Consider the following 26,767-nt stretch of genomic DNA (forward strand, 5'->3'; position numbering starts at 1 on the left):
TGTCAGTGTTGCATACTATCTATTGGCAAAGCCTTGTTCCGGCCCCATATCGGCGCGCAAGTGAAATATCCCCCGGTGGAGTTTGAAAATGGCCGAATATGACTACGACCTGTTTGTGATTGGCGCCGGGTCGGGGGGCGTGCGGGCCAGCAGGATCGCGGCCAGCCATGGCGCGCGCGTCGCCGTGGCCGAAGAGTTCCGCGTGGGCGGCACCTGCGTTATTCGCGGCTGCGTGCCCAAGAAACTGCTGGTTTACGCCAGCCAGTTTGCCGAGGAACTGCACGATACGGCCAAGCTCGGCTGGACGCTGGGCGAAAAGAGCTTTGACTGGGCGGCCTTGCGCGATTTCGTGGCCAGCGATGTGGACCGGCTGGAGCGGGCCTATACCTCCACGCTGGACAACAACAAGGTTGAGCATTTCCACGAGCGCGCCACCATTGCCGGGCCCAACGCGGTTCGGCTGGCATCGGGGCGCGAGATCAGCGCGAAATACATTCTGGTGGCCGTGGGCGCATGGCCGGTGATGCCCGAATTTCCGGGCAATGAGCATGCGATCACCAGCAATGAAGTGTTCCATCTGGAAAACTTTCCCAAGCGCGTGGTGATTCAGGGCGCAGGCTATATCGCGCTGGAATTTGCGGGCATCTTCAATGCTCTGGGCGCGCATGTCACGGTGGTCAACCGTTCGGACAAGATCCTGCGTTCCTATGATTCCAGCCTGACCGACCGCCTGTTGACGATGATGCGCGCGCGCGGGGTAGAGTTCCGTTTCGACGCGCCGATCGAGAGCATCGTCAAGCAGTCCGATGGCTCGTTTTTTGTCAACACCAAGGGTTTTCTGCCGATGGAGGCGGATGCCGTGCTGGTCGCCACCGGGCGGCGGCCCAAGACGCCGGGGCTCGGGCTGGAAAACGCCGGGATCGAACTGGGCGCGAATGGCCAGATCCCGGTGGACGAATATAACGCTACCTCCTGCCCCTCGATCTATGCGGTGGGCGATGTGACCGATCGGGTGCAACTGACCCCCGTGGCCATCCGCGAAGGCCATGCCTTTGCCGACACCGTGTTCGGCGGCAAACCCCGCACCATTGCCTATGACCATATCCCCAGCGCGGTGTTCAGCCAGCCTCCACTGGCAGGCGTGGGCATGACCGAGGCGGCGGCGCGTGCGGCGGGCCATGAGATCAAGGTCTTTACCAGCGATTTCCGCCCGATGAAGAACATGTTCCATACGCGGGCCGAGCGGGGCTTCTACAAGCTGATCGTGGACGCGGCGAGCGACAAGGTGCTGGGCGTGCATATGATCGGGCCGGATGCGCCCGAGATTCTGCAGGCCGTGGCCATTGCCGTGAAGGCGGGCCTGACCAAGGCGGATTTCGACGATACGGTGGCGCTGCATCCCTCGATGGCCGAGGAATTGGTGTTGATGCGGTAAGAAGGGGTGAAGGGATTATATCACGAGGGGCTAGCCCCTCGTGGCTCCCCGATACTGTCTTTGTTGCGCCATGGGTTCAACCTTGCGCGAGATTTCACCGCCGGAGGCTATTAAATGCCTGCGGCGCTTCCATCTGGCGCTCACGGTTAGGTAGTGCGTGACAAAGACAGTAATGGGAGCGCGAGGGTCTAGACCCTCGCATTTTCACCCTTCCAATTCTTCCGCCAAAAACGCCGAAACTTCCTCCAGCGTCACGTCCTTGGTCAGGAACGTCCCGCCGATCCCGCGCATCAGCAGAAACGCCAAGCGCCCCGCATCGACCTTCTTGTCATGCAGCATATGGGCGGCCAATTGCGCCCCCGACACATTCAGCCCCAGCGCCCGAACATCGGCGGGAAGGCCGACCGCAGCAATATGGGCAGCCACGCGCTCGGCCTCATCCGCGCCCATCAGCCCACGCCGAGCCGAAAACCGCGCCGCCAGCACACAGCCCAAAGCCACGGCCTCGCCATGGAGCAGGCGGTCGGAAAAGCCGGTTTCGGCCTCAAGCGCATGGCCGAACGTATGGCCAAGGTTGAGCAGGGCGCGCAGGCCCGTGGTCTCAAACTCATCCTGCGCCACGATGCGCGCCTTGGCCGCGACCGAATAGGCCACCGCATATTCCCGCGCCGCCCGGTCGCCCGACAGCATGCCCTCGCCATTGGCCTCGCACCATGCGAAAAATTCCGGGTCGTTGATCAGCCCGTATTTCACCACCTCGGCATAGCCTGCGGCCAGTTCACGCCGGGGCAGGGTGTCGAGCGCATCGAGATCGGCCAGCACCAGCGAAGGCTGATGAAACGCGCCGACCAGATTCTTGCCCGCAGGCGTGTTGATCGCGGTCTTGCCGCCCACGCTCGAATCGACCTGCGCCAGCAGCGACGTCGGCACCTGAATGAAATGGCACCCGCGCTTGAGCATGCTGGCGGCAAAGCCGGTCAGATCGCCGATCACCCCGCCGCCCAGCGCGATGATATGGTCGCCCCGTTCCACCTCCAGCGCCAGCAGCCCATCGACGACCGCCACCAGATTGGCCCAGCTTTTCGTCGATTCGCCCGCAGGCAGGATATGCCAGGCCGCCTTTTTGCCCGCCGCCGCCAAGGAGGCATCGACCGCGCCGCCCCATGCCGCATGGACATTGGCATCGGTGATGACCGGCACCACGGGTTTACGCAAACGCGCCCCCGCTTCCTCGGCCAGACGCGCGATCAGACCCGCGCCCACGCGCACTTCATAGGGGCGGCCCGCAATATCGACAGGAATAACCGGCATCGTTCAATCAGCCTTTCGCGCCATGGGCATTGAGCCATTCGTCCAGCGAAACCATCAGGCTGGCCAAGGTGCGGGCGTGCGGCACATTGCCGCTCATCACCTTGATCGGGGCCTGCGAGTAGAAAGGCTCGCGGCTGGACTTGAGATTGGAGAGAATTTCGCGTGGATTGCCGTTTTTCAGCAAAGGCCGGTTGCCCTTGCGCGCGGTGCGATCCACCAGCGTTTCCAGTTCCGCATCCAGCCACACCGCAATGCCGCGCGCCAGAATCAGTTCGCGCGTGGCGTCATTCACGAACGCGCCGCCGCCGGTGGACAAAACCTTTAGCCCCGCCTTGCCCTGGCCGGCGTGAGGCAGCTTGAGCCCGCTGGTCGCATCGCCGGGCGTGCTTTCGCCGAGCAATCGCGCGATCACCCGCCTTTCGCCCTCGCGAAAGAAAGCCTCGCCGTACGTGGCGAAAATATCGGGAATAGGCATATGCGCCGCCTTCTCGATCTCGTCATCGGCATCGACAAAAGGCACGCCCAGCAAGGCGGCCAGACGCCGCCCCAGGCTGGTTTTGCCCACGCCCATCATGCCCACCAGAACGATGGGGCGGTCGATACGCGCCAGAACCGCGGCCAGATGAGCCGCCTCGTTGGCGCTTTCGGAAAGAGTGTGATCTTCATCCATTGCCGGGCTGCCTATACTTTTGCTAACCGGCGGCGCAAGCATAGCATGATGTCGGGCCGCTTCGGGCCGCTGTTTCGAGGATTTTGGCGTTGAGTATCACGATCCGGCGCGATAGCGGCAAGAAGAACGGCAGAAACGGATCGGGCAAATCCTATCGCCTGTGGTGGCTGGCGCTGGCCGTGTTGCTGGCTGGCGGGATCGTGGTGCTGGCCTGGATCAAGGGCGGGCCGGTGCAGATGCACGAAATGGCGGTGGAACTTTCGACCAAACAGGTCGGCGTGAACGGACAGGTGAAGTGATGAAACGGATTGCCAGGCCACTTCTTGTCTGCTCGCTGGTGGCCTTGTTGGGCGCGGGCGGCGCATGGGCGCAGGGCGGGCCCGAATCGCTGCTTCCCCCCGGTTTTGACCGCCCCGCCGCGCGGCCCACCCGCGCGCCGGCCCCCGCCGCGCCCGCCGCGCGCCCCGGACAGCCCCGCGTCGATATCGGCCCCAATCCCGAGCCCACCATCGCCGCCCAGGCTGTGGTCGAGGCGCCATCGGGCCTTGCCGCCATCGGCGCGGCCTCGGCCACCGGGCCGGTGGTGCTGCCCGACGGCATCAGTTCGTTTGACCAATTGGTCGCCCTGCCGCCCGACAAGCTCGATCGTCTGCTCGGCCTTATCCCCAAATATGACATCCCCCCCGGCGCCCAGCGCGCGATGAAGGAGGTCGGCCTGCTCGACATGGGCGAGGGCGGCATGGCGCCGCAATCGCTGGCGGGCCAGAATGCGGGCCTCGTGCGCGCGGTGCTGGCGGGCAACAATGGCCAGATGGTGTCGCGCTGGGGCCATATCCTGCTGCGCCGGGCGCTGGCCTCGCGGCTGGATGCTCCGGCGCAAATGGCGCCCACCGAATTTACCGCCCTGCGCGCCGCGCTGCTGCTGCGCATGGGCGAAGGCGTGGCGGCGCGCGCGCTGGTGCAGGACATTGACCCCAGCAATTACGACGCCTCGCTGACCCAGGCGGCGATGGACGCCTATATTGCCACGGGCGATTTCACCGGCTTTTGCCCGGTGATGCAGCTCAACTATGCCGCGCGCGACGATGCTGCGTGGCAGGTGATGCGCAGCATTTGCCAGACCTATGGCGGTGCCACCTCGACCGGCCAGTCGGAGCTTGACCGCCTGGGCAAGGCCAAGGTGCTGTCCGGCATGGATATGGAACTGGCGCAGAAATATGCCGGGGCCGTGGGCGGCGCGCGGGCGCGGGCGGTCAAGATCGAGTGGGACAATGTCAATGACCTGACCCCGATGCGCCATGGGCTGACGCTGGCGGTGGGGCTGGCCCCGCCCGACGCGCTGCTGGCCAAGGCCGGGCTGGTCTATGCCGACATGACCGCGCTTTCGCCCATGGCGGGGCTGGGGCTGCGCGCCGATGCCGCCGATGTGGCTGGCGCGGCGGGTGTGCTGTCGGGCGCGGCGATGGTCGATCTCTACAGCCAGATCTACAGCAATGATGACATCACCGGCGGCCCGGCCGAGCGTGCGCTGTTGCTGCGCGATGCCTATGTGGGCGTGGCCCCGGCCGACCGCGTGGCCGCGATGCAGCAATTGTGGGATGGGGCCGCCAATCCCTATTCGCGCTATGCCCGCATGGTGCTGACCGCCTATGCGGCGGCGCGTCTGGCGCCTTCGGCGGATTTCAATGCGCAGTCGGGGGATCTGATCGCTTCGATGCTGGCGGCGGGGCTTGACGGCAATGCGGCGCTGTGGCGGCCGGTGGTCGAGGCTGGGTCGCCGGGCTGGGCGCAATTGGCGCTGGCTCTGCCGATGGGCGGCGAGGTCGATTCAGGGGCAGTCGAAACCTTTATCGGCAATGACAAATCCGATGGCCAGCATCGCAGCGCCTTGCTGATCGCGGCGCTCTCGGGGCTGGGGCGAATCAAGGATTCGACGCGCGATTCGCTGCTGGGCAAGGTCAATGGCAGCGTGGCGGGTCAGACCCGCTGGACCGGTGCGATCGACACGGCGGCGGGCGTCAACAATCCCGCGCTGGTGGCGCTACTGGCCGGATTGGGCATGCAGGGCGACAGTTGGGCCAAGATGACGCCGCGCTATCTCTATCACATCACCTCGGCGCTCAATCGCGTGGGGATGGGGGCCGAGGCGCGGATGATTGCCGCCGAAGCCGTGGCGCGCGGGTGAGGCGAGAGCCTTCGGCGCCGGTGGCCGCCTTCCTCGCCATGCTGGCGGCGGAGCGCGGCGCGGCCGCCAACACGCTGGCGGCCTATGAGCGCGATCTGCGCGGGGCCGAGGATGTGCTGGGCGATATTGAAACCGCCGATGTGGCCGCGCTGGAGCGGCTGGCGGCGACATGGGGCCATCTCTCGCCCGCCAGCGTGGCGCGCAAATCCTCGGCTTTGCGGCAATTCTACGGTTTCCTGATCGACGAGGGCTGGCGCGAGGACGATCCCAGCCCGGCCCTGCCGCGCGTGGCCCAGCGGCGCCCCTTGCCGCGCATTCTGGGGCATGAGGATATTGGCGTGCTGTTTGCCCGCGCCGAATTGGAGGCGCAGGGCGACCGGCGCGAGCCTTTGCGCACGCTGGCCTGTCTGGAACTGCTTTATGGTTCGGGCCTGCGCGCGACCGAACTGGTGTCTTTGCCGATCAGCGCCGCGCCGCGCGATGCGCCTTTGCTGACCATCACCGGCAAGGGCGGGGTGCAGCGCATGGTGCCGATCAGCGCGCGCGCGGGCCATGTGCTGCGCCGCTGGATTGCGATCCGGGGGGCGGGGCGGGAATCGCGCTATATGTTCCCCTCCACCGGCAAGGATGGGCACCTGACGCGGGTGCGCCTGTTTCAATTGCTGCGCGAATTGGGGGCGCGGGCGGGGCTGGACCCGACGCGGCTGTCGCCCCACGTGCTACGCCATGCCTTTGCCACGCATTTGCTCGAAGGGGGCGCCGATCTGCGCGTGGTGCAGACGTTGTTGGGCCATGCCGATATTGGCACGACCCAGATTTACACCCATGTCGATGCGGCCCGTCTGGTCGAATTGGTGAACCAGCGGCATCCTTTGGCGGCCAGAGCGGTTGGCTGACGGCTGAAAGGCTTGCCCAAACCTGCGCATCGCACTAGGGCCATGCCCCATGGTTTCCTATCTCGAATTTGAAAAGCCGGTGGCCGCGCTGGATGCGCGCATCAAGGAATTGCGCGCAACGGCGGCCGAGGGCGACCTCGACATTTCCGCCGAGGTGGGGCGGTTGGAGCGCAAGAGCGCCGACCTGCTGGCCAGCACCTATCGCGCGCTGACCCCTTGGCAGAAGACGCAGGTGGCGCGCCATCCGATGCGCCCGCATTTCGTCGATTATGTCGAAAAGATCTTTACCGATTTCGTGCCGCTGGGCGGGGATCGCCTGTATGGCGAGGATCATGCGATCATCGGCGGTTTTGCGACTCTGAATGGCCGCAAGGTGATGCTGATCGGCCATGAAAAGGGCCATGATACCGCCACCCGCATCAAGCACAATTTCGGCATGGGCAAGCCGGAGGGCTATCGCAAGGCGATTCGCCTGATGGAACTGGCGGGCCGATTCGGGTTGCCGGTGGTCACGCTGGTGGATACGTCGGGCGCGTTTCCGGGCGTTGAGGCCGAGGAGCGCGGTCAGGCCGAGGCCATTGCCCGCTCGACTGAGGCCTGCCTTGCGCTGCGCGTGCCGATGGTGGCCGTGATCGTGGGCGAGGGCGGCTCGGGCGGCGCGGTGGCTTTGGCCAGCGCCGAGCGCGTGCTGATGATGGAGCATGCGGTCTATTCAGTAATTTCGCCCGAAGGTTGCGCCTCGATTCTGTGGCGCACCGCCGAAAAGGCCGCCGATGCCGCCGAGGCGATGAAGGTGACGGCGCAGGATCTGCTGGCGCTCAAGGTTATCGACCGTATCGTGCCTGAGCCGGTTGGCGGGGCGCATCGCGATCCTGACGCGGCGGCCAAGGCGCTGGGCAAGGCGATTGGCGAGGAACTGGACAAGCTGGTCCAGATGGAGCCCCGGCAGTTGCTGGCGATGCGCGAAGAGCGTTTTCTGGCCATCGGCGCCGATTGAGGCGCGAATCAGGCCGGATATTGCGGAAGGGCGCGGCGTCGGGGGGCGCTGCGCCCTTTTGCTTTGCGCCATAGGCGGCCAGAGTTTGGCGCCCATGGCGGGCTTGGATCAACCGCGGGATCAACCGGGCGGCAGGATGGATCGCCCGGAAGCGCCCCTATCAGGCAGCCGAGGCGTTGGCGGTCGACATCTGCGAGGAGGTCGTGTTGAAGGTGGTGGAAAGCTGGTTGCCCATGCCGTTCATCGCGGTGATGGCGGCAACAGCGATCAGAGCCGCGATCAGGCCATATTCGATGGCGGTGGCGCCTGCTTCATCACGGATCAGTTTGTTGAGCAATTTCATGGTCGGTCTCCGGTCTTGTCGGCCACGTCTCATCCGCCGACATCCGGATAGATACTTATAAGATATTGATAAAGCGATACCAAAAAGATAGTTTTGTCTTTGATAACCAATAATTTCATTTGAAATTCTCGGGCTTGTTCCGAGTAATCGTGAGTTTTGTAAATTAAGTAGACATGCAAACAGAGCGGCAGGTTTCCCCGCCGCTCTGCTCATTACCTCAAAATCGCGCCCGACCTTTGGTCAGGCACCTGAGTCAGGTCATGCGATTAGGCAGCCGAGGCGTTGGCCGTCGACATCTGCGAAGAGGTGGTGTTGAACGTGGTCTTGAGCTGGTTGCCCAGGCCATTCATCGCGGTGATGGCGGCAACGGCGATCAGAGCGGCAATCAGACCGTATTCGATGGCGGTCGCACCAGCTTCGTCGCGGATCAGCTTGTTGATGAACTTCATGGTCAGTCTCCTGTAGCAGTCTTTCCGCCCTGCCAGTTTTCCCGTCTCAGCTCGGCGGCTTCCTCCTCCTAAGCCAGATGTCTTAACAATCCGTCAGCGCGGCCAGCATTCTCGCGGGTTTTGCGGATGTCGGAGGTAAGCATTTGCGTGCGGGGCCGCCGTTGCGCGCGACGCGCGCACGGGGCAGCGTATCGGTCGGCAGGAGGTTGGGGGCTCTAAGAGGCCGTTGCGTTATGCACGGCGACCTGCGCCTGCGTATCGACGTTGTTCCACGTCTGCACGATGCTGTTGGCCACTCCGCTGAGCGCGGCAATCATGACCAGCACGATCACGCCGAGCAGCAATCCGTATTCCACAGCGGCCAGCCCGCTTTCGTTGCGGTGGAGTCGGGCCAGCAATTTTGCAATAGACATAACCGGGCCCGCTCAGTTTCGATGCGATGTTATTGTGCCGATGTTCGGTTAATAAGATCTTGAGCGGAAATGGTGGATTTTCCCGGGTTGCAAGGAAAGGTCTTGGCATGATTCTGCCCGTGGTGGCCGTGGCGCTGTTGCGCAATGACGGGCACATATTGATGCAGCGCCGCCCGGAGGGAAAGCAGCATGGCGGCCTCTGGGAATTTCCCGGCGGCAAAGTGGATCCGGGCGAGGGGGCGGGCGAGGCCGCCCTGCGCGAGATGGAAGAGGAGCTGGGAGTGGGGCTGGAGGCGGGCGCGCTGATGCCGGTCAGCTTTGCCCATAGCGAGCCTCACGAGGGGGCAGGTCGACGGATCCTGTTGCTGCTTTACGCCGCGCGCGTCTGGCGGGGCGATCCGGTGGCGCGGGAAGGCCAGCAATTTTCGTGGGTTGCGCCCGATGCGCTGCTCGATCTGGATATGCCGCCGCTCGATGTGCCGCTGGCGCGTGACCTGCTGCGCTGGATCGCGGCGGTTGCGCGAGAGGGAAAATAATTAGTTTTTACAAAATGTCATTTTCCTCTTGCCAAGCCGGAGCAGTCCCCTTAGAGGCGCGGCTCCAAGGCACCCGTAGCTCAGCTGGATAGAGCATCAGACTACGAATCTGAGGGCCGGGCGTTCGAATCGCTCCGGGTGCACCACTTCCCTTTCGGGGGAAATGGTCGGTCTTTTATTAGGCCGTTTGGGAAAATGTGTCAGTGTGCACCCGTAGCTCAGCTGGATAGAGCATCAGACTACGAATCTGAGGGCCGGGCGTTCGAATCGCTCCGGGTGCACCAACACACAAAGGCCTGCGGAAAAAAACGGCCCTATTGCCCCTTGGGGCTTTTCCATCAAAATCTGCGAATTGTTCTTGCTTTGACCGTGATATGCGCCGAAAGCGAGCGCCTTATCAGGGCATGAGCCCGCGTAAATGTTGCTGGCCCGAAACCGCGCTGACGATGCCGCGAGAGGACTTTTCCTTGACGCCCCGACAGCCGGCCTGGCGCAGGATGCCGGAGTAGCGCAGAATGAACGAGAATTTCGACCTGCATGACCATGATCATGCCGATGACGGCAAGCTGCCGGTTCCCAACGAGGTTCAGGAGGCGATTCGCACGCTGCTGCGCTGGTCGGGCGATGATCCCTCGCGCGAGGGGCTGATCGACACGCCCGCGCGCGTGGCCCGCGCCTGGAAGGAATATTGTCAGGGCTATAATGAAGATCCGGCGGTCCACCTCTCGCGCCAGTTCGAGGAAGTGGGCGGCTATAACGAGATCGTCCTGCTGAAAGACATTCCGTTTCAGAGCCATTGCGAGCACCACATGGCCCCGATCACCGGCAAGGCCAGCATCGCCTATCTGCCGCGTGAGCGCGTGGTGGGAATTTCCAAGCTGGCCCGCGTTCTCCACGGCTTTGCCCGCCGCCTGCAGATTCAGGAACGCCTGACCGCGCAGGTTGCCCAGTGCATCTGGGACAATCTCGACCCCGTCGGCGTGGCCGTGGTGATTGAGGCGCAGCATGGCTGCATGACCGGGCGCGGGGTGAAAACGCCGGGCGTGGGCATGGTGACCAGCCGGATGATGGGCGCGTTTCTGTCCGATTCGCGCAGCCGCAAGGAAGTGCTGAGCCTGATGGGCTATTGATCCGGCGCGGCGCGGGTGAGAGGGTGGGGCATGAACGCTTCCGCTCTCGCCCGCCGCGTCCTCCTGGCTGCCTGCTTCCTCGCGCCTCTGGCCCCGGCGGCGGCCAAACCGCTGCCTGTCCCGCCCGCGATTTATACCGATCCGGTTCATGATGCGGCCCACCCCGCGCGGATGGAGGTGCTGCATATTCCCAGCGGCGGGGTGGAGATCAATGGCGTGGCCTATCTGGCGGGCGGCGCGGGGCCCCGGCCCACGGTGGTGATCTGCCACGGCTTTCCCGGCAATGAGAAGAATCTCGATCTGGCCCAGGCGCTGCGCCGTGCCGGGTGGCATGCCATCACCTTCAATTATCGCGGATCATGGGGCAGCCCCGGCACCTTCCGCTTTGCCCAGAACCCGCAGGATTTGGAGGCCGTACTGGCCTATCTGCGCGATCCGGCCAATGCAAAGCGGCTGGGCATCGACACCGCGCATATGGCCGTGGTGGGCCACAGCATGGGCGCGTGGGTGACCGCGATGGCGGGGGCGAAGGATCGCAATCTGGTGGCGCTGGGCATGATTTCGGCGGGCAATTTCGGCATGATCGGCGCCATGCCGCCAGAAGCGCGTGCGAAGATGATGGCCGAAAACATGGAATCCTTGGCCACCACGCCCGAGGCGCTTTCCGAGGAATTGGGCGCGCATGTGGCCGATTATGATTTTACCGCCAAGGCGGGCGCGCTGGCGGATCGGCCTTTGCTGGTGCTGACTTCGGATGATGGGCTGGCCGGGCATGTGGCGCCGCTGGTGGCCGCGATTCGCAAGGCGGGGGGCAAAAAGCTGGAGACTGGGCATGGGGCCACCGACCACAGTTGGTCGGACCGGCGCATTGATCTGGAGGCGCGCATCATCCGGTTCCTGGGGCCCTACATGCGGGCGCATCGCTGAGAAGGGGCGATTCGGGCGCGGAATCGATTCGGAATTGAACCGAGTTTCCTTCGACGAAAATCATCGCGGGCCGCATTCCATGGCCATGATGATACGCAACGCCCCTGCTTTCCCCGCTGCCGCCCGCTGGCTTCGCCTGACGGTGTGCCTGTTGATCGCCCTGTTGTTCATGCCCGCCCCGGCCCAGGCCCTGGTGGATCAGACATGGCTCTCCTCCGAGGGGCTGGACAGTGGGAGCTGTCTGGCGCTCGCCCCCTGCGCCACGCTGGGCTATGCCATCCGCCAGACATCGGCGGGCGGCACGATCTCGGTCATGGACAGCGGCATTTACGGTTCGGCCACCATCGACCGTAGCGTGACCATCCGATCGGAATATGGCCAGATATCCATGGTCACCTCGGTCATCATCAACGCGGCCAGCACGGACAAGGTGGTGTTCGACAATGTGGCGATTGAATGCATCGCCCCGGCGCGCGGTATTGCCTACAGCTTTGGGGTGGGTGTGCTGCGGGCCGGTGACGTGTTGCTCAACCATGTTTCGATCAAGGATTGCGTGGCCAAAACCGACGTGGGGGCGGGGGTCTATATGAATTGCGCGATCAACTGCCGGGTGACGCTCAACGATTCGGTAATTTTCAACAATCGCGTGGGCGTGCTGGTGGCGGGCGCCGACGCGATGGCCCATGCCAAGATCTATCGCTCGCTGTTTCTCTCGAACAGCGAATCGGGCGTGCGGGTGATCGGCAACGGCAATGATGCGATCATGGCCGACAACAATCTGTTGGGCAGCCCCAAGTCGATGGACCTGCAATCGGGCGGGGCATCGCGGTCTTTCGGCAACAATTCGATGACCAGTGGGGATACACCCATCCCGATGTCCCAATATTGAAGCAGCATTCGGGGCCGGTTTGATCCCATTTTGAACCAGCCCCGATTCCTCCCTTGCGCAATGCAGCATCATGCGAGAGGTCGGTCATGGGATTTAAGAGTCCTTTAACCATTTCGAGCATGCGGCATTATGGCGGTCATCGCAGTTTACAGTTCGAAGGGCGGCGTGGGAAAGACGACACTGGCGGTCGATCTGGCCTGGCGGTCGGCCGCGCTGGGCGGGCATCGCACGCTGTTGTGGGATCTGGACGTGCAGGGCGGGGCAGGGTTCCTGCTGGGCATGGAGGAAGCGCCAAGGATGCGCGCGGCCAGCCTGTTTCAGCGCGAAGGGCGGCCCGAGCAATTGATCGAGCCGACCCCTTATGCGGGCCTTTCCCTGCTGCGCGCCGACGACAGTTTGCGCAGCCTGCCGGTGCATTTGGCGCGATTGGGGCAGAAGAAGCGGCTGGCGCAATTGACCTGGCCGCTGCGGCGCGAATTCTCGCGGATCATCCTTGATTGCCCGCCGATGCAGAATGAGGTGAGCGAGCAGATCATCGCTGCGGCCGATGTGCTGATCGTGCCGCTGCCTGCTTCGCCGCTGGCGGCGCGGGCGCTCGATCTGTTGCGGCGCGATTTGCTGCGCGAGAATGGGCGGCATCCGCCGCTGCTGCCGGTGATGTCCATGTATGATGCGCGGCGTAAAGGGCACAGGGCCGCGCGCGAGGGCAAAATGGCGCCTTTTCCGGCGATCCCCATGGCCAGCATGATCGAGCAGACCGCCTTTCGCCGCGCCCCCATCGGCACCTTCGCGCCCCATTGCGAACCGGCCCGCGCGCTCGATCGCCTGTGGCGCGCCATCGAGGTGAAGCTGTTGGACGAAAAGGCGGCGTAAGGGGCGCACAAAAAACCCCGGCGCCGCTGCGGCACCGGGGCATTTTGCGACCGAAAGGTCAGCGGAAAATCAGAGGTTTTCCAGCACGTATTCGGCGCTGGACACCTTGAATTCGCCCGGACCTTCGACGAAAACCTTTTCCACCACGCCGTCATTGACGACGAGGGCGAAACGCTGACCGCGCGTGCCGAGGCCAGCGCCCGAAGCGTCGAGCGTCAGGCCCAGAGCAGCGGCGAATTCGCCATTGCCATCGGCCAGCATGGTGACATCGGCGCTGCCCTTTTGCGCGCCCCAGACGCCCATCACGAACGGATCGTTGACGGCGGTGCAGACGATCTCGTCCACGCCGGCGGCCTTGAGTTCAGCGGCCTTGTCCACGAAACCGGGGAGATGCTTGGCCGAGCAGGTGGGCGTATAGGCGCCGGGGACGGAGAAGATCACGGCCTTCTTGCCCTTGAAATATTCGGCGGTCTGAACGGGTTCGCGCTCGGATTCGGTGGACTTGACGAGCTTGACGTCGGGCAGGCTGTCACCGGGGGCGATGGTCATGGCTTTCTCCTTATGCGGGGCGGGCATAGCGTTTTTCCGCCTCCTGTCGCGCACAGATATAAGCCGGCCTTTCGCAGTCGCAACCACGCAGCGGCCTGCGGGCACGAATTTATCCGAGAAGCTGGGGTAACGCGGAAATTCCCGCAGGCGATCGGCAAGGGATATAAAGGTTCCTTTATGTCCCTTGCGCGGGGACGGGTGCTGGGCTAAAGGGCGAACATGATTGGCGCCCCTTTTGGCGCCCACTCTCTAAGGAGCCCTTTCGTGACCACGCTGGAAGCCCAGAAGGACTATGTGATCGCCGATATCGGCCTGGCCGATTATGGCCGCGCGGAAATCGCCATTGCCGAAACCGAAATGCCCGGCCTGATGGCTCTGCGCGCCGAATATGGCGCTTCGCAGCCGCTCAAGGGCGCGCGCATCACCGGCTCGCTCCACATGACGATCCAGACCGCCGTGCTGATCGAAACGCTGGTTGCGCTGGGCGCCGAGGTGCGCTGGGCCACCTGCAACATCTTTTCGACGCAGGACCACGCCGCGGCCGCCATCGCCGCGCAGAACATCCCCGTCTTCGCGGTAAAGGGCGAGAGCCTGGCCGAATATTGGGACTATGTGGGCCGCATTTTCGATTGGGGCGATGAACCCTGCAACATGATCCTCGACGATGGCGGCGACGCCACGATGTTCGCCCTGTGGGGCGCGCGCGTTGAGGCAGGCGAAGAGCTGTTCGAGCCCAGCAACGCCGAAGAAATCGAGTTCGTGCGCGCGCTGAAGAATTTCCTCAAGGAAAAGCCGGGCTATCTGACCGCCAGCGTCAAGGCGATCAAGGGCGTTTCGGAAGAAACCACCACCGGCGTTCACCGCCTCTATGCCCTTGCCAAGCAGGGCAAGCTGCCGTTCCCCGCGATCAACGTGAACGACAGCGTGACCAAGTCGAAGTTCGACAACCTCTATGGCTGCAAGGAATCGCTGGTTGACGCGATCCGCCGCGCTACCGACGTGATGCTGGCCGGCAAGGTCGCCTGCGTTGCCGGTTTTGGTGACGTGGGCAAGGGCTCGGCCGCCTCGCTGCGCAATGGCGGCGCCCGCGTGATGGTGACCGAAATCGACCCCATCTGCGCGCTGCAGGCCGCGATGGAAGGCTATGAAGTCGTCACGATGGAAGAAGCCGTGACCCGCGCCGACATCTTCGTCACCGCCACCGGCAACGAAGACGTCATCACCGCCGAGCACATGGCCGCGATGAAGCCCATGTCGATCGTGTGCAACATCGGCCACTTTGACAGCGAAATCCAGATTTCGGGCCTGTCGAACTATGCCTGGAACGAAGTGAAGCCGGGCACCGACCTCGTGACTTTCCCCGATGGCAAGCAGATCATCATTCTGGCCAAGGGCCGTCTGGTGAACCTGGGCTGCGCCACCGGCCACCCGTCCTTTGTGATGTCGGCCTCGTTCACCAACCAGACGCTGGCCCAGATCGAACTGTTCACCAAGGCGGACGAATACAAGAACGACGTCTATGTGCTGCCCAAGCACCTCGACGAAAAGGTCGCCGCGCTCCACCTCGAAAAGCTGGGCGTGAAGCTGACCCAGCTCAGCCAGAAGCAGGCCGACTATATCGGCGTGCCGCAGGCCGGGCCGTTCAAGGCGGATCACTACCGCTATTGATCCTTTCGGATTGATGCAAAAAACGCCTCGTGGGGGAGAGATCCTTTGCGGGGCGTTTTTGTTTTTTGGGGTTTTATGCCTCCGGCGGGCAAAGGGCGGGGGCCCTTTGCAATCCCGGTACTGTCGGGGTTGGTGCTGTGTGTTTGGCCTTGGATGTCGGACGCGAGGTTTGAATTTTAAAGCCTGCGGCGCTTTGGGGCCTGCCTTCGCTTTCAAACCATCCGTCCAAAACTGCCCCCGCAAACCTCCTCCCACCCCATTTATGGGATTGCAAAGGGCCCCCGCCCTTTGCCCGCCGGAGGCATACCTACCCCCTTAAACATCATCCCCCATTGCCAACCGCCCCCCGCCCGCCTAGCTGATAGGCGATGCAATGGACCCCTCTTGCCATGGTTGTCATGGGCTTGCTGCTGGCTGTTTGGACGGTGGCGGCGGGCTGGGCTGTGCTGTCCTCGCTGGCGCGGGGGCGGGCGGCGGCGGGCGCGGTGCGCCAGGCGCGACGGCTGGCCCGGATGGTGGAGGAGAGCCCGGCGCAATTGCTGATCGTGCGCAGCGATGGGCGGATCGAAGGTTCGCCCCGGCTGGCCGCGTGGCTGGGTTTTTCGGCCATGCCCCAGTTTTTGAGCGAGTTGGATGACGGTAAACCTGATCGCGGATTGAGTGCCGAGCAATTGGCGCAATTGACCGAGGCCGTGCTCTCGGCCCAGCGCACCAGCCGTTCGTTCGATCTTGCCATTTCGCCCCGCGGTTCGCGCCGATCGCTTTCGCTGCGCGGCGGTCTGGCCGATCCGCAGGTGGCGCCCGCCGGTTCGGCGCAGGTCTGGGTGTTTGACGCCAGCGAGGCCGAGACGCAGATCGCCCGGATGCGCGCCGAAACCGCCCGGTCGAAGAGCGATTTTCTCGCGCTGGTCGGCCTGATCGAGGCGGCGCCGATCCCGATGTGGTTCCGCTCGCCGCAGGGCGAGCTGCGGCTGGTCAATTCGGCCTATGTCCGCGCCGTGGGGGCGGAAAACGCCGAATCGGTGGTCAATGGCGGGCTGGAACTGGTCGAGCGGGTCGATGGTCAGACCCCGGCGCAGGTTGCCGCCCGCGCCATGCTGGAAAAGCGCCCCGCCGAGCGCATTGTGGCCGCCACCATCGGCGGCCAGCGGCGGGCGCTGCGCGTCTCCGACCTGCCGCTGGGCGACGAAGGTGTGGCGGGCTATGCCGTCGACATCGAGGAGATGGAGGAAATCTCCCGCGCTTTCCGCGCCTTCCGCGAGGCGCAGCGCTCGATGCTTGATCTGTTTTCCTCGGGCGTCGCGCAATTTGATGCGCGCCATCGCCTGACCTTTGCCAATCAGCCGTTCCAGCGCCTGTTCGCGCTGGGCCCGGCCGATATGCATGACGCGCCTTTTGAGCGCCTGCTCGATGCCGCGCGTGAGGCCGGGCGCGTGCCCGAAATGCGCGACTATCGCGCCTGGCGCAAGGAGCGCGCCCAGTGGTTCGCCGCTTCCGGCGCGCAGGAGGAGGCGTGGCCGCTTTCGGATGGCACCCATCTGCGCGTTGTGGCCCAGCCGATGCCCGATGGCGGCCTGCTGATGGTGGTCGAGGATCGCACCGAGACTTTGCGCATTTCGGCCATGCGCGACACGCTGCTGCGCACCCGCACGGCCACATTCGACAGCCTGTTCGAGGCGGTCGCGGTCTTTGCCCCCGATGGGCGGCTGCAATTATGGAACCGGTTGTTTGCTAGTGCATGGGGGCTGGAGGCCGAGGTTCTCGACGAGCATCCCCATGTTGACGATGTGATGAAGCGGATCGCCGCCCAACTCGCCCGCCCGGATCAGGCGCAGGCGGTGGGCGATGGCGTGCGCGCGGCCACGTTGGAGCGGCGCCAGACCGGAGGGCGCGTGGCGCTGGCCGATGGGCGGGTGCTGGAATATGCGGGCGTGCCGCTGCCCGATGGCAATGGCTTGCTGACCGTGCTGGACATCACCGATTCGCAAAAGGCCGAGGAGGCGCTGCGCGAACGCAATGCTGCGCTGGTCGAAGCGGACCAGCTCAAGACCCGCTTCCTGGCCAATATGTCCTATGAATTCCGCACGCCTTTGACCTCGATCGGCGGTTTTGCCGAATTGCTGGAGGCGGGGCTTGGCGGCGATCTGTCCGAGAGCGGGCGCGAATATGTGGGCGCGATCCTGAGCTCGGTGGCGCGCCTGAGCGATCAGATCGAGAATGTCCTCGACCTCTCGCAGTCCGAGGCCGGGATGCTGCCGCTGGCGCTGGAGCCGGTCGATCTCTTCGCCCTGATGCGCGATCTGGTGCAGGAGCGCGAGGGGGCGGTGACGGAAAAGCACCTCGAACTCGATCTGCGCGGCAGCAGCCTGAATGCAGGCAGGATCGAGGCCGATCCGCGCCGTCTGGGCCGCGCGCTGGCGCATCTGCTCGACAATGCGCTGGACGCTACGCCGCAGGGCGGGCGCATTCTGGTCGAGGTGGGGCGGCATCGTTCGCGCCAAAAGGATGGCAAAAACGGCGATGGGAAACAGCGCGCCCGCGTAGTGATTTCCGACAATGGGCCGGGCATGGACCGCGCCGCGCTGGCCCGCGCGCTCGACGGTTTGCCGATCCAGCCGACCAGCCCGGACACCCGCGGCCCGGTGCGGCGGCAGGGGCTTGGCCTGCCTCTGGCGCGGCAATTGATCGAAGCGCATGGCGGCAGCCTCGAACTCCTGTCCGAACCGGGGCAGGGCACGGCAGCGATTGTGGAGCTGGACTGATGGAAATTTTGCTGCCCGATCTGGCCGCGATGGAGCGGTGGGGCATGGCGATTGCCGACGCTTTGCGCCCCGGCGATGTGGTGGCGCTGAATGGCGGGCTGGGTGCGGGCAAGACCACGCTGGCCCGCGCGATCATCGCCGGGCTGGGCCATGAGGGCGAGGTGCCTTCGCCCAGTTTCGCGATCATCGAGCCCTATGATGGCCTGCGCTTTCCTTTGGTTCATGCGGATTTCTACCGCCTTGCCGATCCTTCGGAAGCTGAGGAACTGGGGCTGGACGAGTATCGCGAGGGCGGGGTGCTGCTTGCCGAATGGCCGCAGATGGCGGGCGGTTTCGCCCATGAGCCGGGATGCCTGTCGATCACGCTCGAAACTGCGGATGAAGGGCGCAGGGCCATTGTCGAACCGGGGGCCGATTGGCTAGGGCGCGTGCCATGCTGAACAACCTGCCCGATGGCCTGACCGAATTTGCCGCCCATGCCGGTTGGGGCGATGCCGCTGTGGAACCTTTGCCCGGCGATGCCTCGTTCCGCCGCTATTTCCGCCTGCGCCGCGCAACGGGCGAGGTCGCGATGCTGATGCACGCCCCGCCGCCGCAGGAGGACCCCGCGCCTTTCCTCGCCGTGGCCGAATGGCTGGGCGATCATGGCCTGCGCGCGCCCGCTATTCTGGCGCAGCAGGCAGAGCAGGGCTGGGTGCTGCTCGAGGATTTCGGGAATGACCGGGTGCGCGACTGGCTGGACGAACGCCCGCAGGACGAGCGCGCGGTCTATGAAGGCGCGCTGGCTCCGCTCGTTGCGCTGACCAAATTGCCGGGCGGGCCGTGGGCGCCGTATGATTGGGCGGTTTACCGGCGCGAGGTTCGGCTGCTGACCGAATGGTATGCCCCCGCGATGGGGCTGAGCGTCGATGAGGCTGGCTATGATGCCGCGTGGGAGGAGGCACTCGCCCCGATGATTGCGCGCCAGAATGCCTATAACGCTACGGGCGGGGTCACGGTCCTGCGCGATTATCATGCGGAAAATATTATGCTGTTGCCCGGCGGATTGGCGGATCAGGGCCTGCTCGATTTTCAGGACGCGCTGGTCGGCCATCCCGCCTATGATCTGGTCAGCCTGCTGCAGGACGCCCGCCGCGATGTCTCGCCCGAAATCGAGGCCGCAATGATCGAGCATTACCTTGCCGCCACCGGCTTTGACCGCGACACCTTCCTTGCCGATTACGCTCTGCTTGGCGCGCAGCGCAACGCCAAGATCGTCGGCATTTTCGTGCGCCTGTGCCGCCGCGATGGCAAGGCGCGCTATCTCGACATGATCCCGCGCGTCTGGGCGGCGATGGAGCGCGATTTGGCCCATCCGGCTCTGGCCCCGGTGGCGCGCTGGTTTGCAGACAATATCCCGGCCGAAATCCGCGCGGCCCATGGCGGAAGGATTGCAGCATGAAACCTCTGGTCTCCGACACCGCGATGGTGCTCTCCGCCGGCCTTGGCAAGCGCATGCGCCCGCTGACCGCCACGCGCCCCAAGCCGATGGTGCCGGTGGCCGGGCGCCCGCTCATCGACCATGCGCTCGACAAGCTGGTCGATGCGGGCGTGGCGAAGGCCGTGGTCAATGTCCATTACATGGCCGATTATCTGCTGGCCCATATGGGTAAGTGGCAAAAGCCGGTCGTGACCATTTCGGACGAACGAGCCATGCTGCTGGAAACCGGCGGCGGGATGGTCAAGGCGTATCAGGATGGCCTGCTGCCCGATCCCTTCTTTGCGCTCAATTCCGACAATGTCTGGCTCGATGGGCCGGTCGATGTGTTTCACGACCTGTCCTCGGCATGGGACGCGGAACGCATGGACGCGCTGCTGCTGATGGTGCGCCATTCGGACGCCAGCAATTATCGCGGCATGGGTGATTTTTCGCTCGATCCGCTGGGGCGGGTGTCGCGCCGCGCCTCGCGCAAGGTCGCGCCTTTCATCTTCACCGGCATTCAGATCGTTTCTCACCGCCTGCTCCGCGATGCGCCGCAGGGGGCGTTTTCCACCAATATCCTGTGGGACCGCGCGATGGAGGAGGGGCGCCTTTATGGTCTGGTCCATACCGGCAAGTGGTTTGAGGTGGGCACGCCGCAATCCATCGCCCCGACCGAGGAAGCGCTGAACCGTGTCTGACCGGGTCGCGGCCCGGATACCAAAGGTTTATTCGATCCCCGCCCATCGCGGTTTTGCCGATGCCCTGGTGGCGGGGCTGATCCCGCGCTATGCCGATCCCGATCTGGGGCTGGCGCGGCTGACGCTGCTGCTGCCCAATCAACGCGCCGCGCGCAATCTGACCGAGGCCTTTGTGCGCGCCGGGACCGATGGGTTTCGCGGCGGGGCGGGTGGCCTGCTGTTGCCGCGCATGGTCATCGTGGGCGATCTTGATCTGGACGAAGCGCTGGGGCCTTTGCTCGACCCCATCGGCGCGTCCGACATTCCCCCCGCCGCCGATCCCACGCGCCGCTGGCTGCGTCTGGCCCAGATTTTGGCGCAGGTCGAAGGGGCCGAGGGCGCGCAAGGCGGGGCGGTGCGCCTGCGCCGCGCGGCCGAGATCGCGCAAAGCATTGACCGTCTGGCCGTCGAAGGCATCGCGCCTGAGGATCTGCTCAAAGATGACGTGCTGGCCATCATTGGCGAGCAGGCCGAGCACTGGCGCCAATCCACCCGCGCCTTTTTGACCGTGCAGGCCCATTGGCGCGCCGAACTGGACGCGCGCGGCGAGGTGGACCCGCCGGTGCGCCGCAACCGCCTGTTCGACCGGGCGGCGCAGGTCTGGCGCGACAATCCGCCGCCCCATGCCGTGGTGGCCGCCGGCATCACCAGCGCTTCGCCCTGGTTGGCGCGGTTTTTGCGGGTGGTGGCCGAACTGCCGGGCGGGGCGGTGGTGCTGCCCGATCTCGATCTCGCGCTGGATGATAAGGTGTGGGAGGAATTGGGCCATGCGGGCGTCGGGCCGGAATTGGGCGATGCGCCGTTTGGGCGCGAGGATGCGCTGACCCATCCGCAATATCATCTGAAACTGCTGCTCAACCGCATGGGCGTGGCGCGGGGTGAATTGGAACTGTGGCATCGCGCCGGACCTTCAGCGGCGCCGCCAGAGCGCAGCAAGGCGATCTCGAACCTGTTCCTGCCCGCCAAGGCTTCGGCGCGCTGGGTCGATCTGGCCGAGCGGCAGAGGCGGCTTGCGGCTGTGCGCCTGATGCAGAGCGAGCATCCGGGCGAGGAAGCCCAAGCCATCGCCATCCTGATGCGCGAGGCGCTGGAAACGCCGGAAAAGCGCGTGGCGCTGGTCACGCCCGATCGCGGATTGGCGAGCCGGGTGGTGGCCCATCTGCAACGCTGGGGCATCAAGGCGGATGATACGGCGGGCCGCGCCTTGCCCCAGACGGCGGCGGGACGTCTCCTGCTGTTGCTGGCCGAGGTGGCGGGCGAGGGCGCGCCGCCGGTGCCGCTGATCGCGCTTCTGGGCCATCCGATGGTGGGCGGGACGGAAGGGCGCGCTTTGTGGCTCGACCATGTGCGCGTGCTGGATCTGGCGCTGCGCGGGCCAAGGCCGGACGCGGGGCTGGCGCCTTTGCGCGCGATCATCGAGCGGATCGAGGAGAAACGCGGGCCCGGCCCCCTGACCGCATGGTGGGACGAGGTCGAGGGCATCCTTGGCCCCTTGATGAGCCTGCCCGAGGAAGCGCCTCTGGCCGATCTGCTCGACGCGCTGGTCGTGGCGGGCGAGGCCTTGTGCGGCGAGGAATTATGGGCCGAAGCGCCGGGGCGCTGTCTTTCCAGCTTTGTCGATGGGCTGCGTCTGGCCGCCTCGGCCGAGGGCACGGTGCTTCAGGTCCGCGATCTGGCCTCGGTGCTGCGCCATGCGATGGACAAGGTGGCGGTGCGCCCGCCATGGGGCGGCCATCCGCGTGTGGCGATCTACGGCTTGCTTGAAGCGCGCATGACACGCAGCGATCTGGTCATCTGCGGCGGCCTGACCGAGGGTTCATGGCCGGGCAGCCCTTCGCCCGATCCGCTGTTGCCGCCTGCGGTGCTGCGCCATCTGGGCGTGCCGGGGGCGGAGTTTCGCATTGGTCTGGCCGCGCATGACCTTGCCGGATGCCTTGGCGCGCCGCAGGTGGTGCTCAGTTGGGCGCATCGCGACGAGGGCGGACCGGTGATCCCCAGCCGCTTTGTCCTGCGCGTACAGGCCATGCTGGGCGAGAAACTGGCCAAGGACCATGCCGAGACGCTGGCCGTCACCTATGCCCGCGACATTGACGTGGGGAAATTGGCCCCGCCGCATCCACGCCCCCAGCCCATGCCCAGCGCCGAGCAGCGCAAGGTCGATATCGCCGTCACCGCTCTCGACCGGTTGCGTGCCGATCCCTATCAATTCTATGCCCAAGCCATCCTGCGGTTGAAAGCGCTCGACCCGCTGGACGCCGAACCCAGCGCGGCATGGCGCGGCACGGCGGTCCACGCCATCCTCGACGCATGGCACAAGGATGGTGCGCCGCGCGGGCGTCTGGTCGAAACCGCCAATAATGTGCTGGATGGCATGAGCGCGCACCCGCTCGAACGGAGCCTGTGGCGCCCGCGTCTGCTGGCCGCGCTGGAATGGATCGACCAGGAAGTGGCCGATCTGGCCGCGCAGGGTCGCCGCGTGCTGGCCACCGAAATCCGGGGCGAGATGCGCATCGACGGCATCCGCATCCATGGCCGCGCCGACCGCATCGACCGGATGCCCGACGGCAAGCTGGCCGTGGTCGATTACAAGACCGGCGGCCCGCCCAGCGGCAAGATGGTCGAGGCCGGCTTTGCGCTGCAATTGGGCCTGATCAGCATGATCGCGGCCGATGGCGGGTTCAAGGATGTCGATGGCGTGCCCAATGTCTTTGAATATTGGTCGCTTTCCCGGCGCAAGAAAGACCCCGGATTCGGCTGGCGCGACGAGCCGGTGCTGGAGGGGCGCAAGAAATCAGGCATCCCGCGTGAGGAATTCCTGCACCGGACCGAGGAATATCTGACCGACGCCATCGGCCAATGGCTGCTGGGTCAGGCGCCTTTCACCGCGCGGCTGCGGCCCGATATTCCCAGCTATAATGACTATGACCAATTGATGCGGCTGGATGAATGGATCGGCTGGATCGGGGCCGATGAAGTGCCGGAGGAAGAGGCATGAGCGAGCCTCAGACATTGCACCCGCTGCATGGCAACCAGGCGCTGGCGGTGCTGCCCGATGAAACCGTCTGGCTCTCGGCCAGCGCGGGGACGGGCAAGACGCAGGTGCTCTCCTCGCGCGTGCTGCGCTTGCTGCTCACCGCCCATGTGCGGCCCGAACAGATCCTGTGCCTGACCTTTACCAAGGCGGGCGCGACCGAAATGGCCGAGCGCATCAACAGCAAGCTGGCCGGATGGGTGCGGGCCGAACCGACGCGGCTGGCCGCCGAGCTGGACGCGATCGGCGCCCCTTACACGCCTGATGTACAGGCGCGGGCGCGCACGCTCTTTGCCTCGGTGCTCGATTGCCCCGGCGGGGGGCTGCGGATTGATACGATCCATGCGTTCTCGCAATGGCTGCTGGCGGCCTTCCCGGAGGAAGCGGGGTTGAGCGCGGGCGCGCGGCCGATGGAGGAGCATGAAAAGACCCTGCTGGCGCGGCAGGTGCTGGCCGATCTGTTGCTGGACGCGGAAAAGCGCGGGGATACGGGGCTGTTGAATGCGCTGGCCTCGCTGTCCTTGCGGATGGGCGGGGATGCGGTCGAGGGCTGGCTGATGCGCTGTGCGGGCGCGCGGGGGCTGTGGTTCGGGCCGGGCGCTTGGCAGGTGCCGGTGGCGCCGCGGGTCAAACAGGCGCTGGGCCTGCCCGCTGATGCGTCCATGGCGCAGGTCGTGGCCATGTGCGAGGACGAGGCGTTTGATGTCCGCTCGGTGCGCTGGTTGCTCGATGTGGTCAAGCAATGGACCGACAAGAAGGGCAACATGACCGCCACGGCCGAGAAAAAGGCCAATGCGATCTGCGACTGGCTGGAGGCCGGGGCCGAGCAGCGGTTGGAGCGGCTGGGCGATCTCTATTCGGCGCTGTTCACCAAGGATGGCGTGCCCTCCTATCTCAAAAACCTCGACAATATCGCGCCTGATTATGGCGAATATTGCTATCGGGTGGGGTTGAAGATCGAGGCGGTCAAGGCGCGGCGGGCGCTGATCGCTTTGGCCGCATGGCTGGCTCCGGCGCTGGAACTGGGGCGGGCCTATGCGCTGGCGTGGGAGGAGGCCAAGGCGCGCGAGGGGCTGATCGATTTCGACGATCAGATTGCCCATGCCGCCGATCTTCTGAGCCGGGCCGATATGGCCGACTGGATTCGGTATAAGCTGGACCGCCGATTCGACCATATTCTGGTGGATGAGGCGCAGGACACCAATGCCGAGCAATGGCGGATCATCGAGGCGCTGACCGAGGAGTTTTTCGCAGGCGAGGGCGTCCATGCCGAAGCGGCGCGCACGCTGTTTGTGGTGGGCGATTTCAAACAGGCGATCTTTGGTTTTCAGGGCACCAGCCCGGAAAACTTCGCCGCCGCGCGCGAGAGGGTTAAGACCCGCATGGGCGGCGCGGCCGATAATGCCGATGCGATCCGGGGCGGGCCAAAGGCGCATCGCCTGATGGAACTGGGGCTGGAGCGATCCTTCCGCACCGCCGCGCCGGTGCTGGAATTTGTCGACCGGGCGATTGCCCATCTGGGCGCCCCTGCCTTTGGCCTCGACACCGCGCCAGAGCCGCATCAGGGCGAGGCGCGGCCCGGATTGGTGACGCTGTGGCGCCCCGTGGGCGGGGCCAATGGCGGCGGCGATGAGGATGACGACAGCGAGGATAGTTGGCTCTCGCGCCCGGAGCGCGAGATGGCCGACCGCATCGCGCGGCAGGTCAAGCACTGGCTGTTTTCGCCCGATGGTTTCCCGCTGATCAAGGGGCGCAAGGTGGCGCGCCGGGCCGGGGCGGGCGATATCATGGTGCTGGTGCGCAAGCGGCGCGAGCTGGCCGGGCTGATCGTGGCGCGGCTCCATGCGGCGGGCGTGCCGGTGGCGGGGGTAGACCGGTTGCGGCTGGGTGCGCCGCTGGCGGTCAAGGATCTGGTGGCGGCTTTGCGCTTTGCCGCCCAGCCTTTGGATGATCTCAATCTGGCCGCGTTGCTGGTCTCGCCCTTGTTCGGCTGGTCGCAGGATCAATTGCTTGAACATGGCTGGCGCGAGGGGCGCCTGTGGCCGCATCTGCGGCGTAGCGATGCGGCATTGGCCCGCGATGTGGTGGCGCAATTGAACGAATTGCTGGCGCGGGCGGATTTCGAGCCGGTGCCGGTGCTGATCCACTGGTTGCTGGTGGGGCCGTGGCGCGCGCGTGAAAAGCTGGTGGCGCGGCTGGGGCGCGAGGCGAACGATCCGCTCGATGAACTGATCAACGCCGCCCACGCCTATTCGGCCACGGCCACGCCCAGCCTTGTCGGGTTCCTCGCATGGTTTGACGCGGGCGATGGCGAATTGAAGCGCGAGGCGGGCAAATCGGACGGACTGGTGCGGGTGATGACCGTGCATGGCTCCAAGGGTTTGCAGGCGCCGATCGTCATTCTGGCCGACGCGACCGGCGATCCCTCCAAAAGCAAGGGCTCGCCGCTTTCTGTTGCCGACCCCAGCTCGGCGATCACCGGGGACGAACGCAGCGTACCTCTGCCCAATCTGGGCAAGGACGAGCGGCAGGGACCGATTGCCGAGGCCGCCGCCCGCGCGCTGAAAGCCGAGGGCGAGGAACATTGGCGGCTGCTCTATGTCGCCATGACGCGGGCCGAGGAGGCCTTGTTCATCGGCGGCGCTCTGGCCGCGAATGAAAAGGAACCGGCCAAGGGCAGTTGGTACGCCCGCCTTGCCGAAACTTTTGCGCCCGAGGATTGGGTGGCCGATCCGCTGTGGGGCGCGGAGGCGCGGTTTGGCGCGCTGGCGCAGGCGCCGCAATGGCAGGCCGAGACGATGGAACTGGGCATGGAGGCGGGCAAGCCGGGCTGGCTGACCCGCGCCGCGCCCGAGGAAGCGCGGCCGCCGCGCCCGCTCGCGCCCTCGGCGCTGGGTGAGGATACGGCCGCCGATCCGCCGACGGCTTTGGGGCCTGCGCGTGCGGCAGCGGCGCGGCGCGGCACGCTGATCCATGCTTTGCTCGAACGCCTGCCCGGCGCGGCCGATCCGATGGGGGCGGCGCTGACATGGCTGGCACGGCAAGCGCGCGATATGGACGAGGCGGCGCATCGCGAGATGGCGCAGGCCGCCATCGACGTGCTGGCCAACCCGGAATGGGCGGACCTGTTCGGGCCGGATGCTCTGGCCGAAGTGCCTATTGCCGCCACGGTCGGGCCGCAGGTGGTGGCCGGGACCATCGACCGCTTGCTGATTATGCCAGATCTTATCCGCCTGATTGACTTCAAGACCGCGCGCCGCCCGGCCACCCATGCCGCGCAGGTTTCCGTCGCGATCCTGCGCCAGATGGCGGCCTATGTTGCCGCGCTGGAGGTTGCCTATCCGGGGCGGCGGGTCGAGGCGGCGCTGCTCTATACCACCGGGCCGCATCTCATCGCCTTGTCCGAAAGCCTGCTGGCCCCGCACAAGGCCAGCTTAAGGCCCGCGCAGGAAAGCTTGACGGTCTAGGGTGGTTGCGCCCGCCCCATCATCGACTATCTTAGAC

23 protein-coding genes and 2 tRNA genes are annotated in these 26,767 nt (G+C 65.3%); 19 read left to right on the forward strand and 6 right to left on the reverse strand.

Going from position 1 to position 26,767, the window contains the following annotated elements; all coding sequences use genetic code 11:
• Nucleotides 1-88 precede the first annotated feature (88 nt).
• The gene (gene gorA / locus PQ467_RS05765; protein WP_274175587.1) at nucleotides 89-1,435 is read left to right on the forward strand and encodes a glutathione-disulfide reductase; all 1,347 of its coding nucleotides are present in this window, start codon (nucleotides 89-91) and stop codon (nucleotides 1,433-1,435) included.
• Nucleotides 1,436-1,639: 204 nt separating this feature from the next.
• On the opposite strand, the gene aroB is transcribed toward gorA, so the two are convergent.
• Complete coding sequence (gene aroB, locus PQ467_RS05770) at nucleotides 1,640-2,746, reverse strand: 3-dehydroquinate synthase (RefSeq protein WP_274175588.1); 1,107 nt, start codon at nucleotides 2,744-2,746, stop codon at nucleotides 1,640-1,642.
• 7 nt (nucleotides 2,747-2,753) lie between these two features.
• Complete coding sequence (locus PQ467_RS05775; protein ID WP_274175589.1) at nucleotides 2,754-3,416, reverse strand: shikimate kinase; 663 nt, start codon at nucleotides 3,414-3,416, stop codon at nucleotides 2,754-2,756.
• A gap of 89 nt (nucleotides 3,417-3,505) precedes the next feature.
• Between PQ467_RS05775 and PQ467_RS05780 the strand changes: the two genes are divergently transcribed.
• Genes PQ467_RS05780 through PQ467_RS05795 form a run of 4 tightly spaced genes read left to right on the forward strand, consistent with a single transcriptional unit; the run spans nucleotide 3,506 to nucleotide 7,494 of the window.
• Nucleotides 3,506-3,715 (forward strand): hypothetical protein, encoded by a 210-nt coding sequence (locus PQ467_RS05780; protein WP_274175590.1) that lies wholly within the window; start codon nucleotides 3,506-3,508, stop codon nucleotides 3,713-3,715.
• The gene (locus tag PQ467_RS05785) at nucleotides 3,715-5,601 is read left to right on the forward strand and encodes a hypothetical protein (RefSeq protein WP_274175591.1); all 1,887 of its coding nucleotides are present in this window, start codon (nucleotides 3,715-3,717) and stop codon (nucleotides 5,599-5,601) included. The genes PQ467_RS05780 and PQ467_RS05785 overlap by 1 nt, the downstream gene beginning before the upstream one ends.
• Entirely contained in the window at nucleotides 5,598-6,497 is a 900-nt protein-coding gene (locus PQ467_RS05790) for a tyrosine recombinase (protein ID WP_274175592.1), read from the forward strand. Before PQ467_RS05785 ends, PQ467_RS05790 begins: the two co-directional genes overlap by 4 nt.
• Nucleotides 6,498-6,546: 49 nt before the next feature.
• Nucleotides 6,547-7,494: an acetyl-CoA carboxylase carboxyltransferase subunit alpha gene (locus PQ467_RS05795; protein WP_274175593.1), complete on the forward strand. Its 948-nt coding sequence runs from the start codon at nucleotides 6,547-6,549 to the stop codon at nucleotides 7,492-7,494.
• Between the two features lie 160 nt (nucleotides 7,495-7,654).
• Here PQ467_RS05795 and PQ467_RS05800 read toward each other — a convergent pair whose 3' ends face one another.
• The 3 genes from PQ467_RS05800 to PQ467_RS05810 form a co-directional block, all read right to left on the reverse strand.
• Nucleotides 7,655-7,837 carry a Flp family type IVb pilin gene (locus tag PQ467_RS05800; RefSeq protein ID WP_274175594.1) on the reverse strand — a complete coding sequence of 61 codons (183 nt, stop codon included), beginning with the start codon at nucleotides 7,835-7,837 and terminating at the stop codon, nucleotides 7,655-7,657.
• A gap of 266 nt (nucleotides 7,838-8,103) precedes the next feature.
• Entirely contained in the window at nucleotides 8,104-8,286 is a 183-nt protein-coding gene (locus PQ467_RS05805; RefSeq protein WP_168603916.1) for a Flp family type IVb pilin, read from the reverse strand.
• 215 nt (nucleotides 8,287-8,501) lie between these two features.
• Complete coding sequence (locus PQ467_RS05810) at nucleotides 8,502-8,699, reverse strand: Flp family type IVb pilin (RefSeq protein ID WP_274175595.1); 198 nt, start codon at nucleotides 8,697-8,699, stop codon at nucleotides 8,502-8,504.
• Nucleotides 8,700-8,806: 107 nt separating this feature from the next.
• On the opposite strand from PQ467_RS05810, the gene PQ467_RS05815 reads away from it, so the two are divergent.
• The 7 genes from PQ467_RS05815 (at nucleotide 8,807) to PQ467_RS05845 (ending at nucleotide 13,054) form a co-directional block, all read left to right on the forward strand.
• Entirely contained in the window at nucleotides 8,807-9,235 is a 429-nt protein-coding gene (locus tag PQ467_RS05815; protein WP_274175596.1) for a (deoxy)nucleoside triphosphate pyrophosphohydrolase, read from the forward strand.
• A gap of 69 nt (nucleotides 9,236-9,304) precedes the next feature.
• Nucleotides 9,305-9,381: transfer RNA gene (locus tag PQ467_RS05820), tRNA-Arg, on the forward strand.
• A 61-nt stretch (nucleotides 9,382-9,442) separates the two neighbouring features.
• Nucleotides 9,443-9,519 (forward strand) — tRNA-Arg (locus PQ467_RS05825).
• 231 nt (nucleotides 9,520-9,750) lie between these two features.
• Entirely contained in the window at nucleotides 9,751-10,365 is a 615-nt protein-coding gene (gene folE / locus PQ467_RS05830; protein ID WP_274175597.1) for a GTP cyclohydrolase I FolE, read from the forward strand.
• 30 nt (nucleotides 10,366-10,395) lie between these two features.
• On the forward strand, nucleotides 10,396-11,292 hold the full coding sequence (locus PQ467_RS05835; RefSeq protein WP_274175598.1) for an alpha/beta hydrolase family protein: 897 nt from the start codon (nucleotides 10,396-10,398) through the stop codon (nucleotides 11,290-11,292).
• Between the two features lie 79 nt (nucleotides 11,293-11,371).
• Nucleotides 11,372-12,181, forward strand: coding sequence for a hypothetical protein (locus PQ467_RS05840; protein WP_274175599.1), 810 nt, complete (start codon nucleotides 11,372-11,374; stop codon nucleotides 12,179-12,181).
• Nucleotides 12,182-12,310: 129 nt separating this feature from the next.
• Nucleotides 12,311-13,054 (forward strand): ParA family protein, encoded by a 744-nt coding sequence (locus PQ467_RS05845; protein WP_274175600.1) that lies wholly within the window; start codon nucleotides 12,311-12,313, stop codon nucleotides 13,052-13,054.
• A gap of 69 nt (nucleotides 13,055-13,123) precedes the next feature.
• On the opposite strand, the gene PQ467_RS05850 is transcribed toward PQ467_RS05845, so the two are convergent.
• Complete coding sequence (locus tag PQ467_RS05850; protein ID WP_274175601.1) at nucleotides 13,124-13,603, reverse strand: peroxiredoxin; 480 nt, start codon at nucleotides 13,601-13,603, stop codon at nucleotides 13,124-13,126.
• A gap of 264 nt (nucleotides 13,604-13,867) precedes the next feature.
• On the opposite strand from PQ467_RS05850, the gene ahcY reads away from it, so the two are divergent.
• The 7 genes from ahcY to addA all read left to right on the forward strand — a co-directional run bounded on the left by ahcY (nucleotide 13,868) and on the right by addA (nucleotide 26,730).
• Nucleotides 13,868-15,271 carry an adenosylhomocysteinase gene (ahcY, locus tag PQ467_RS05855; RefSeq protein WP_274175602.1) on the forward strand — a complete coding sequence of 468 codons (1,404 nt, stop codon included), beginning with the start codon at nucleotides 13,868-13,870 and terminating at the stop codon, nucleotides 15,269-15,271.
• Nucleotides 15,272-15,639: 368 nt separating this feature from the next.
• The gene (locus tag PQ467_RS05860; RefSeq protein WP_443192977.1) at nucleotides 15,640-18,033 is read left to right on the forward strand and encodes a PAS-domain containing protein; all 2,394 of its coding nucleotides are present in this window, start codon (nucleotides 15,640-15,642) and stop codon (nucleotides 18,031-18,033) included.
• Nucleotides 18,033-18,473 carry a tRNA (adenosine(37)-N6)-threonylcarbamoyltransferase complex ATPase subunit type 1 TsaE gene (tsaE, locus tag PQ467_RS05865; protein WP_274175604.1) on the forward strand — a complete coding sequence of 147 codons (441 nt, stop codon included), beginning with the start codon at nucleotides 18,033-18,035 and terminating at the stop codon, nucleotides 18,471-18,473. Before PQ467_RS05860 ends, tsaE begins: the two co-directional genes overlap by 1 nt.
• A complete protein-coding gene (locus PQ467_RS05870; protein ID WP_274175605.1) occupies nucleotides 18,467-19,474 on the forward strand; it encodes an aminoglycoside phosphotransferase family protein in 1,008 nt (335 codons plus the stop codon). The genes tsaE and PQ467_RS05870 overlap by 7 nt, the downstream gene beginning before the upstream one ends.
• The gene (locus tag PQ467_RS05875) at nucleotides 19,471-20,193 is read left to right on the forward strand and encodes a nucleotidyltransferase family protein (protein WP_274175606.1); all 723 of its coding nucleotides are present in this window, start codon (nucleotides 19,471-19,473) and stop codon (nucleotides 20,191-20,193) included. The genes PQ467_RS05870 and PQ467_RS05875 overlap by 4 nt, the downstream gene beginning before the upstream one ends.
• On the forward strand, nucleotides 20,186-23,227 hold the full coding sequence (addB, locus tag PQ467_RS05880; RefSeq protein WP_274175607.1) for a double-strand break repair protein AddB: 3,042 nt from the start codon (nucleotides 20,186-20,188) through the stop codon (nucleotides 23,225-23,227). Before PQ467_RS05875 ends, addB begins: the two co-directional genes overlap by 8 nt.
• Nucleotides 23,224-26,730, forward strand: coding sequence for a double-strand break repair helicase AddA (gene addA / locus PQ467_RS05885; RefSeq protein ID WP_274175608.1), 3,507 nt, complete (start codon nucleotides 23,224-23,226; stop codon nucleotides 26,728-26,730). The genes addB and addA overlap by 4 nt, the downstream gene beginning before the upstream one ends.
• Nucleotides 26,731-26,767 lie beyond the last annotated feature (37 nt).

The sequence above is a fragment of the Novosphingobium sp. KACC 22771 genome, from assembly GCF_028736195.1.
Lineage (GTDB): Bacteria > Pseudomonadota > Alphaproteobacteria > Sphingomonadales > Sphingomonadaceae > Novosphingobium.

Coding starts and splice junctions, on each gene's coding strand:
- PQ467_RS05810 (WP_274175595.1), bottom strand. CDS start 8,699: ATGTCTATTGCAAAATTGCTGGCCCGACTCCACCGCAACGAAAGCGGG.
- PQ467_RS05840 (WP_274175599.1), top strand. CDS start 11,372: ATGGCCATGATGATACGCAACGCCCCTGCTTTCCCCGCTGCCGCCCGC.
- gorA (WP_274175587.1), top strand. CDS start 89: ATGGCCGAATATGACTACGACCTGTTTGTGATTGGCGCCGGGTCGGGG.
- PQ467_RS05870 (WP_274175605.1), top strand. CDS start 18,467: ATGCTGAACAACCTGCCCGATGGCCTGACCGAATTTGCCGCCCATGCC.
- PQ467_RS05815 (WP_274175596.1), top strand. CDS start 8,807: ATGATTCTGCCCGTGGTGGCCGTGGCGCTGTTGCGCAATGACGGGCAC.
- addA (WP_274175608.1), top strand. CDS start 23,224: ATGAGCGAGCCTCAGACATTGCACCCGCTGCATGGCAACCAGGCGCTG.
- PQ467_RS05835 (WP_274175598.1), top strand. CDS start 10,396: ATGAACGCTTCCGCTCTCGCCCGCCGCGTCCTCCTGGCTGCCTGCTTC.
- PQ467_RS05775 (WP_274175589.1), bottom strand. CDS start 3,416: ATGGATGAAGATCACACTCTTTCCGAAAGCGCCAACGAGGCGGCTCAT.
- PQ467_RS05850 (WP_274175601.1), bottom strand. CDS start 13,603: ATGACCATCGCCCCCGGTGACAGCCTGCCCGACGTCAAGCTCGTCAAG.
- PQ467_RS05860 (WP_443192977.1), top strand. CDS start 15,640: ATGCAATGGACCCCTCTTGCCATGGTTGTCATGGGCTTGCTGCTGGCT.
- PQ467_RS05845 (WP_274175600.1), top strand. CDS start 12,311: ATGGCGGTCATCGCAGTTTACAGTTCGAAGGGCGGCGTGGGAAAGACG.
- PQ467_RS05875 (WP_274175606.1), top strand. CDS start 19,471: ATGAAACCTCTGGTCTCCGACACCGCGATGGTGCTCTCCGCCGGCCTT.
- PQ467_RS05795 (WP_274175593.1), top strand. CDS start 6,547: ATGGTTTCCTATCTCGAATTTGAAAAGCCGGTGGCCGCGCTGGATGCG.
- folE (WP_274175597.1), top strand. CDS start 9,751: ATGAACGAGAATTTCGACCTGCATGACCATGATCATGCCGATGACGGC.
- tsaE (WP_274175604.1), top strand. CDS start 18,033: ATGGAAATTTTGCTGCCCGATCTGGCCGCGATGGAGCGGTGGGGCATG.
- PQ467_RS05805 (WP_168603916.1), bottom strand. CDS start 8,286: ATGAAGTTCATCAACAAGCTGATCCGCGACGAAGCTGGTGCGACCGCC.
- aroB (WP_274175588.1), bottom strand. CDS start 2,746: ATGCCGGTTATTCCTGTCGATATTGCGGGCCGCCCCTATGAAGTGCGC.
- PQ467_RS05800 (WP_274175594.1), bottom strand. CDS start 7,837: ATGAAATTGCTCAACAAACTGATCCGTGATGAAGCAGGCGCCACCGCC.
- PQ467_RS05785 (WP_274175591.1), top strand. CDS start 3,715: ATGAAACGGATTGCCAGGCCACTTCTTGTCTGCTCGCTGGTGGCCTTG.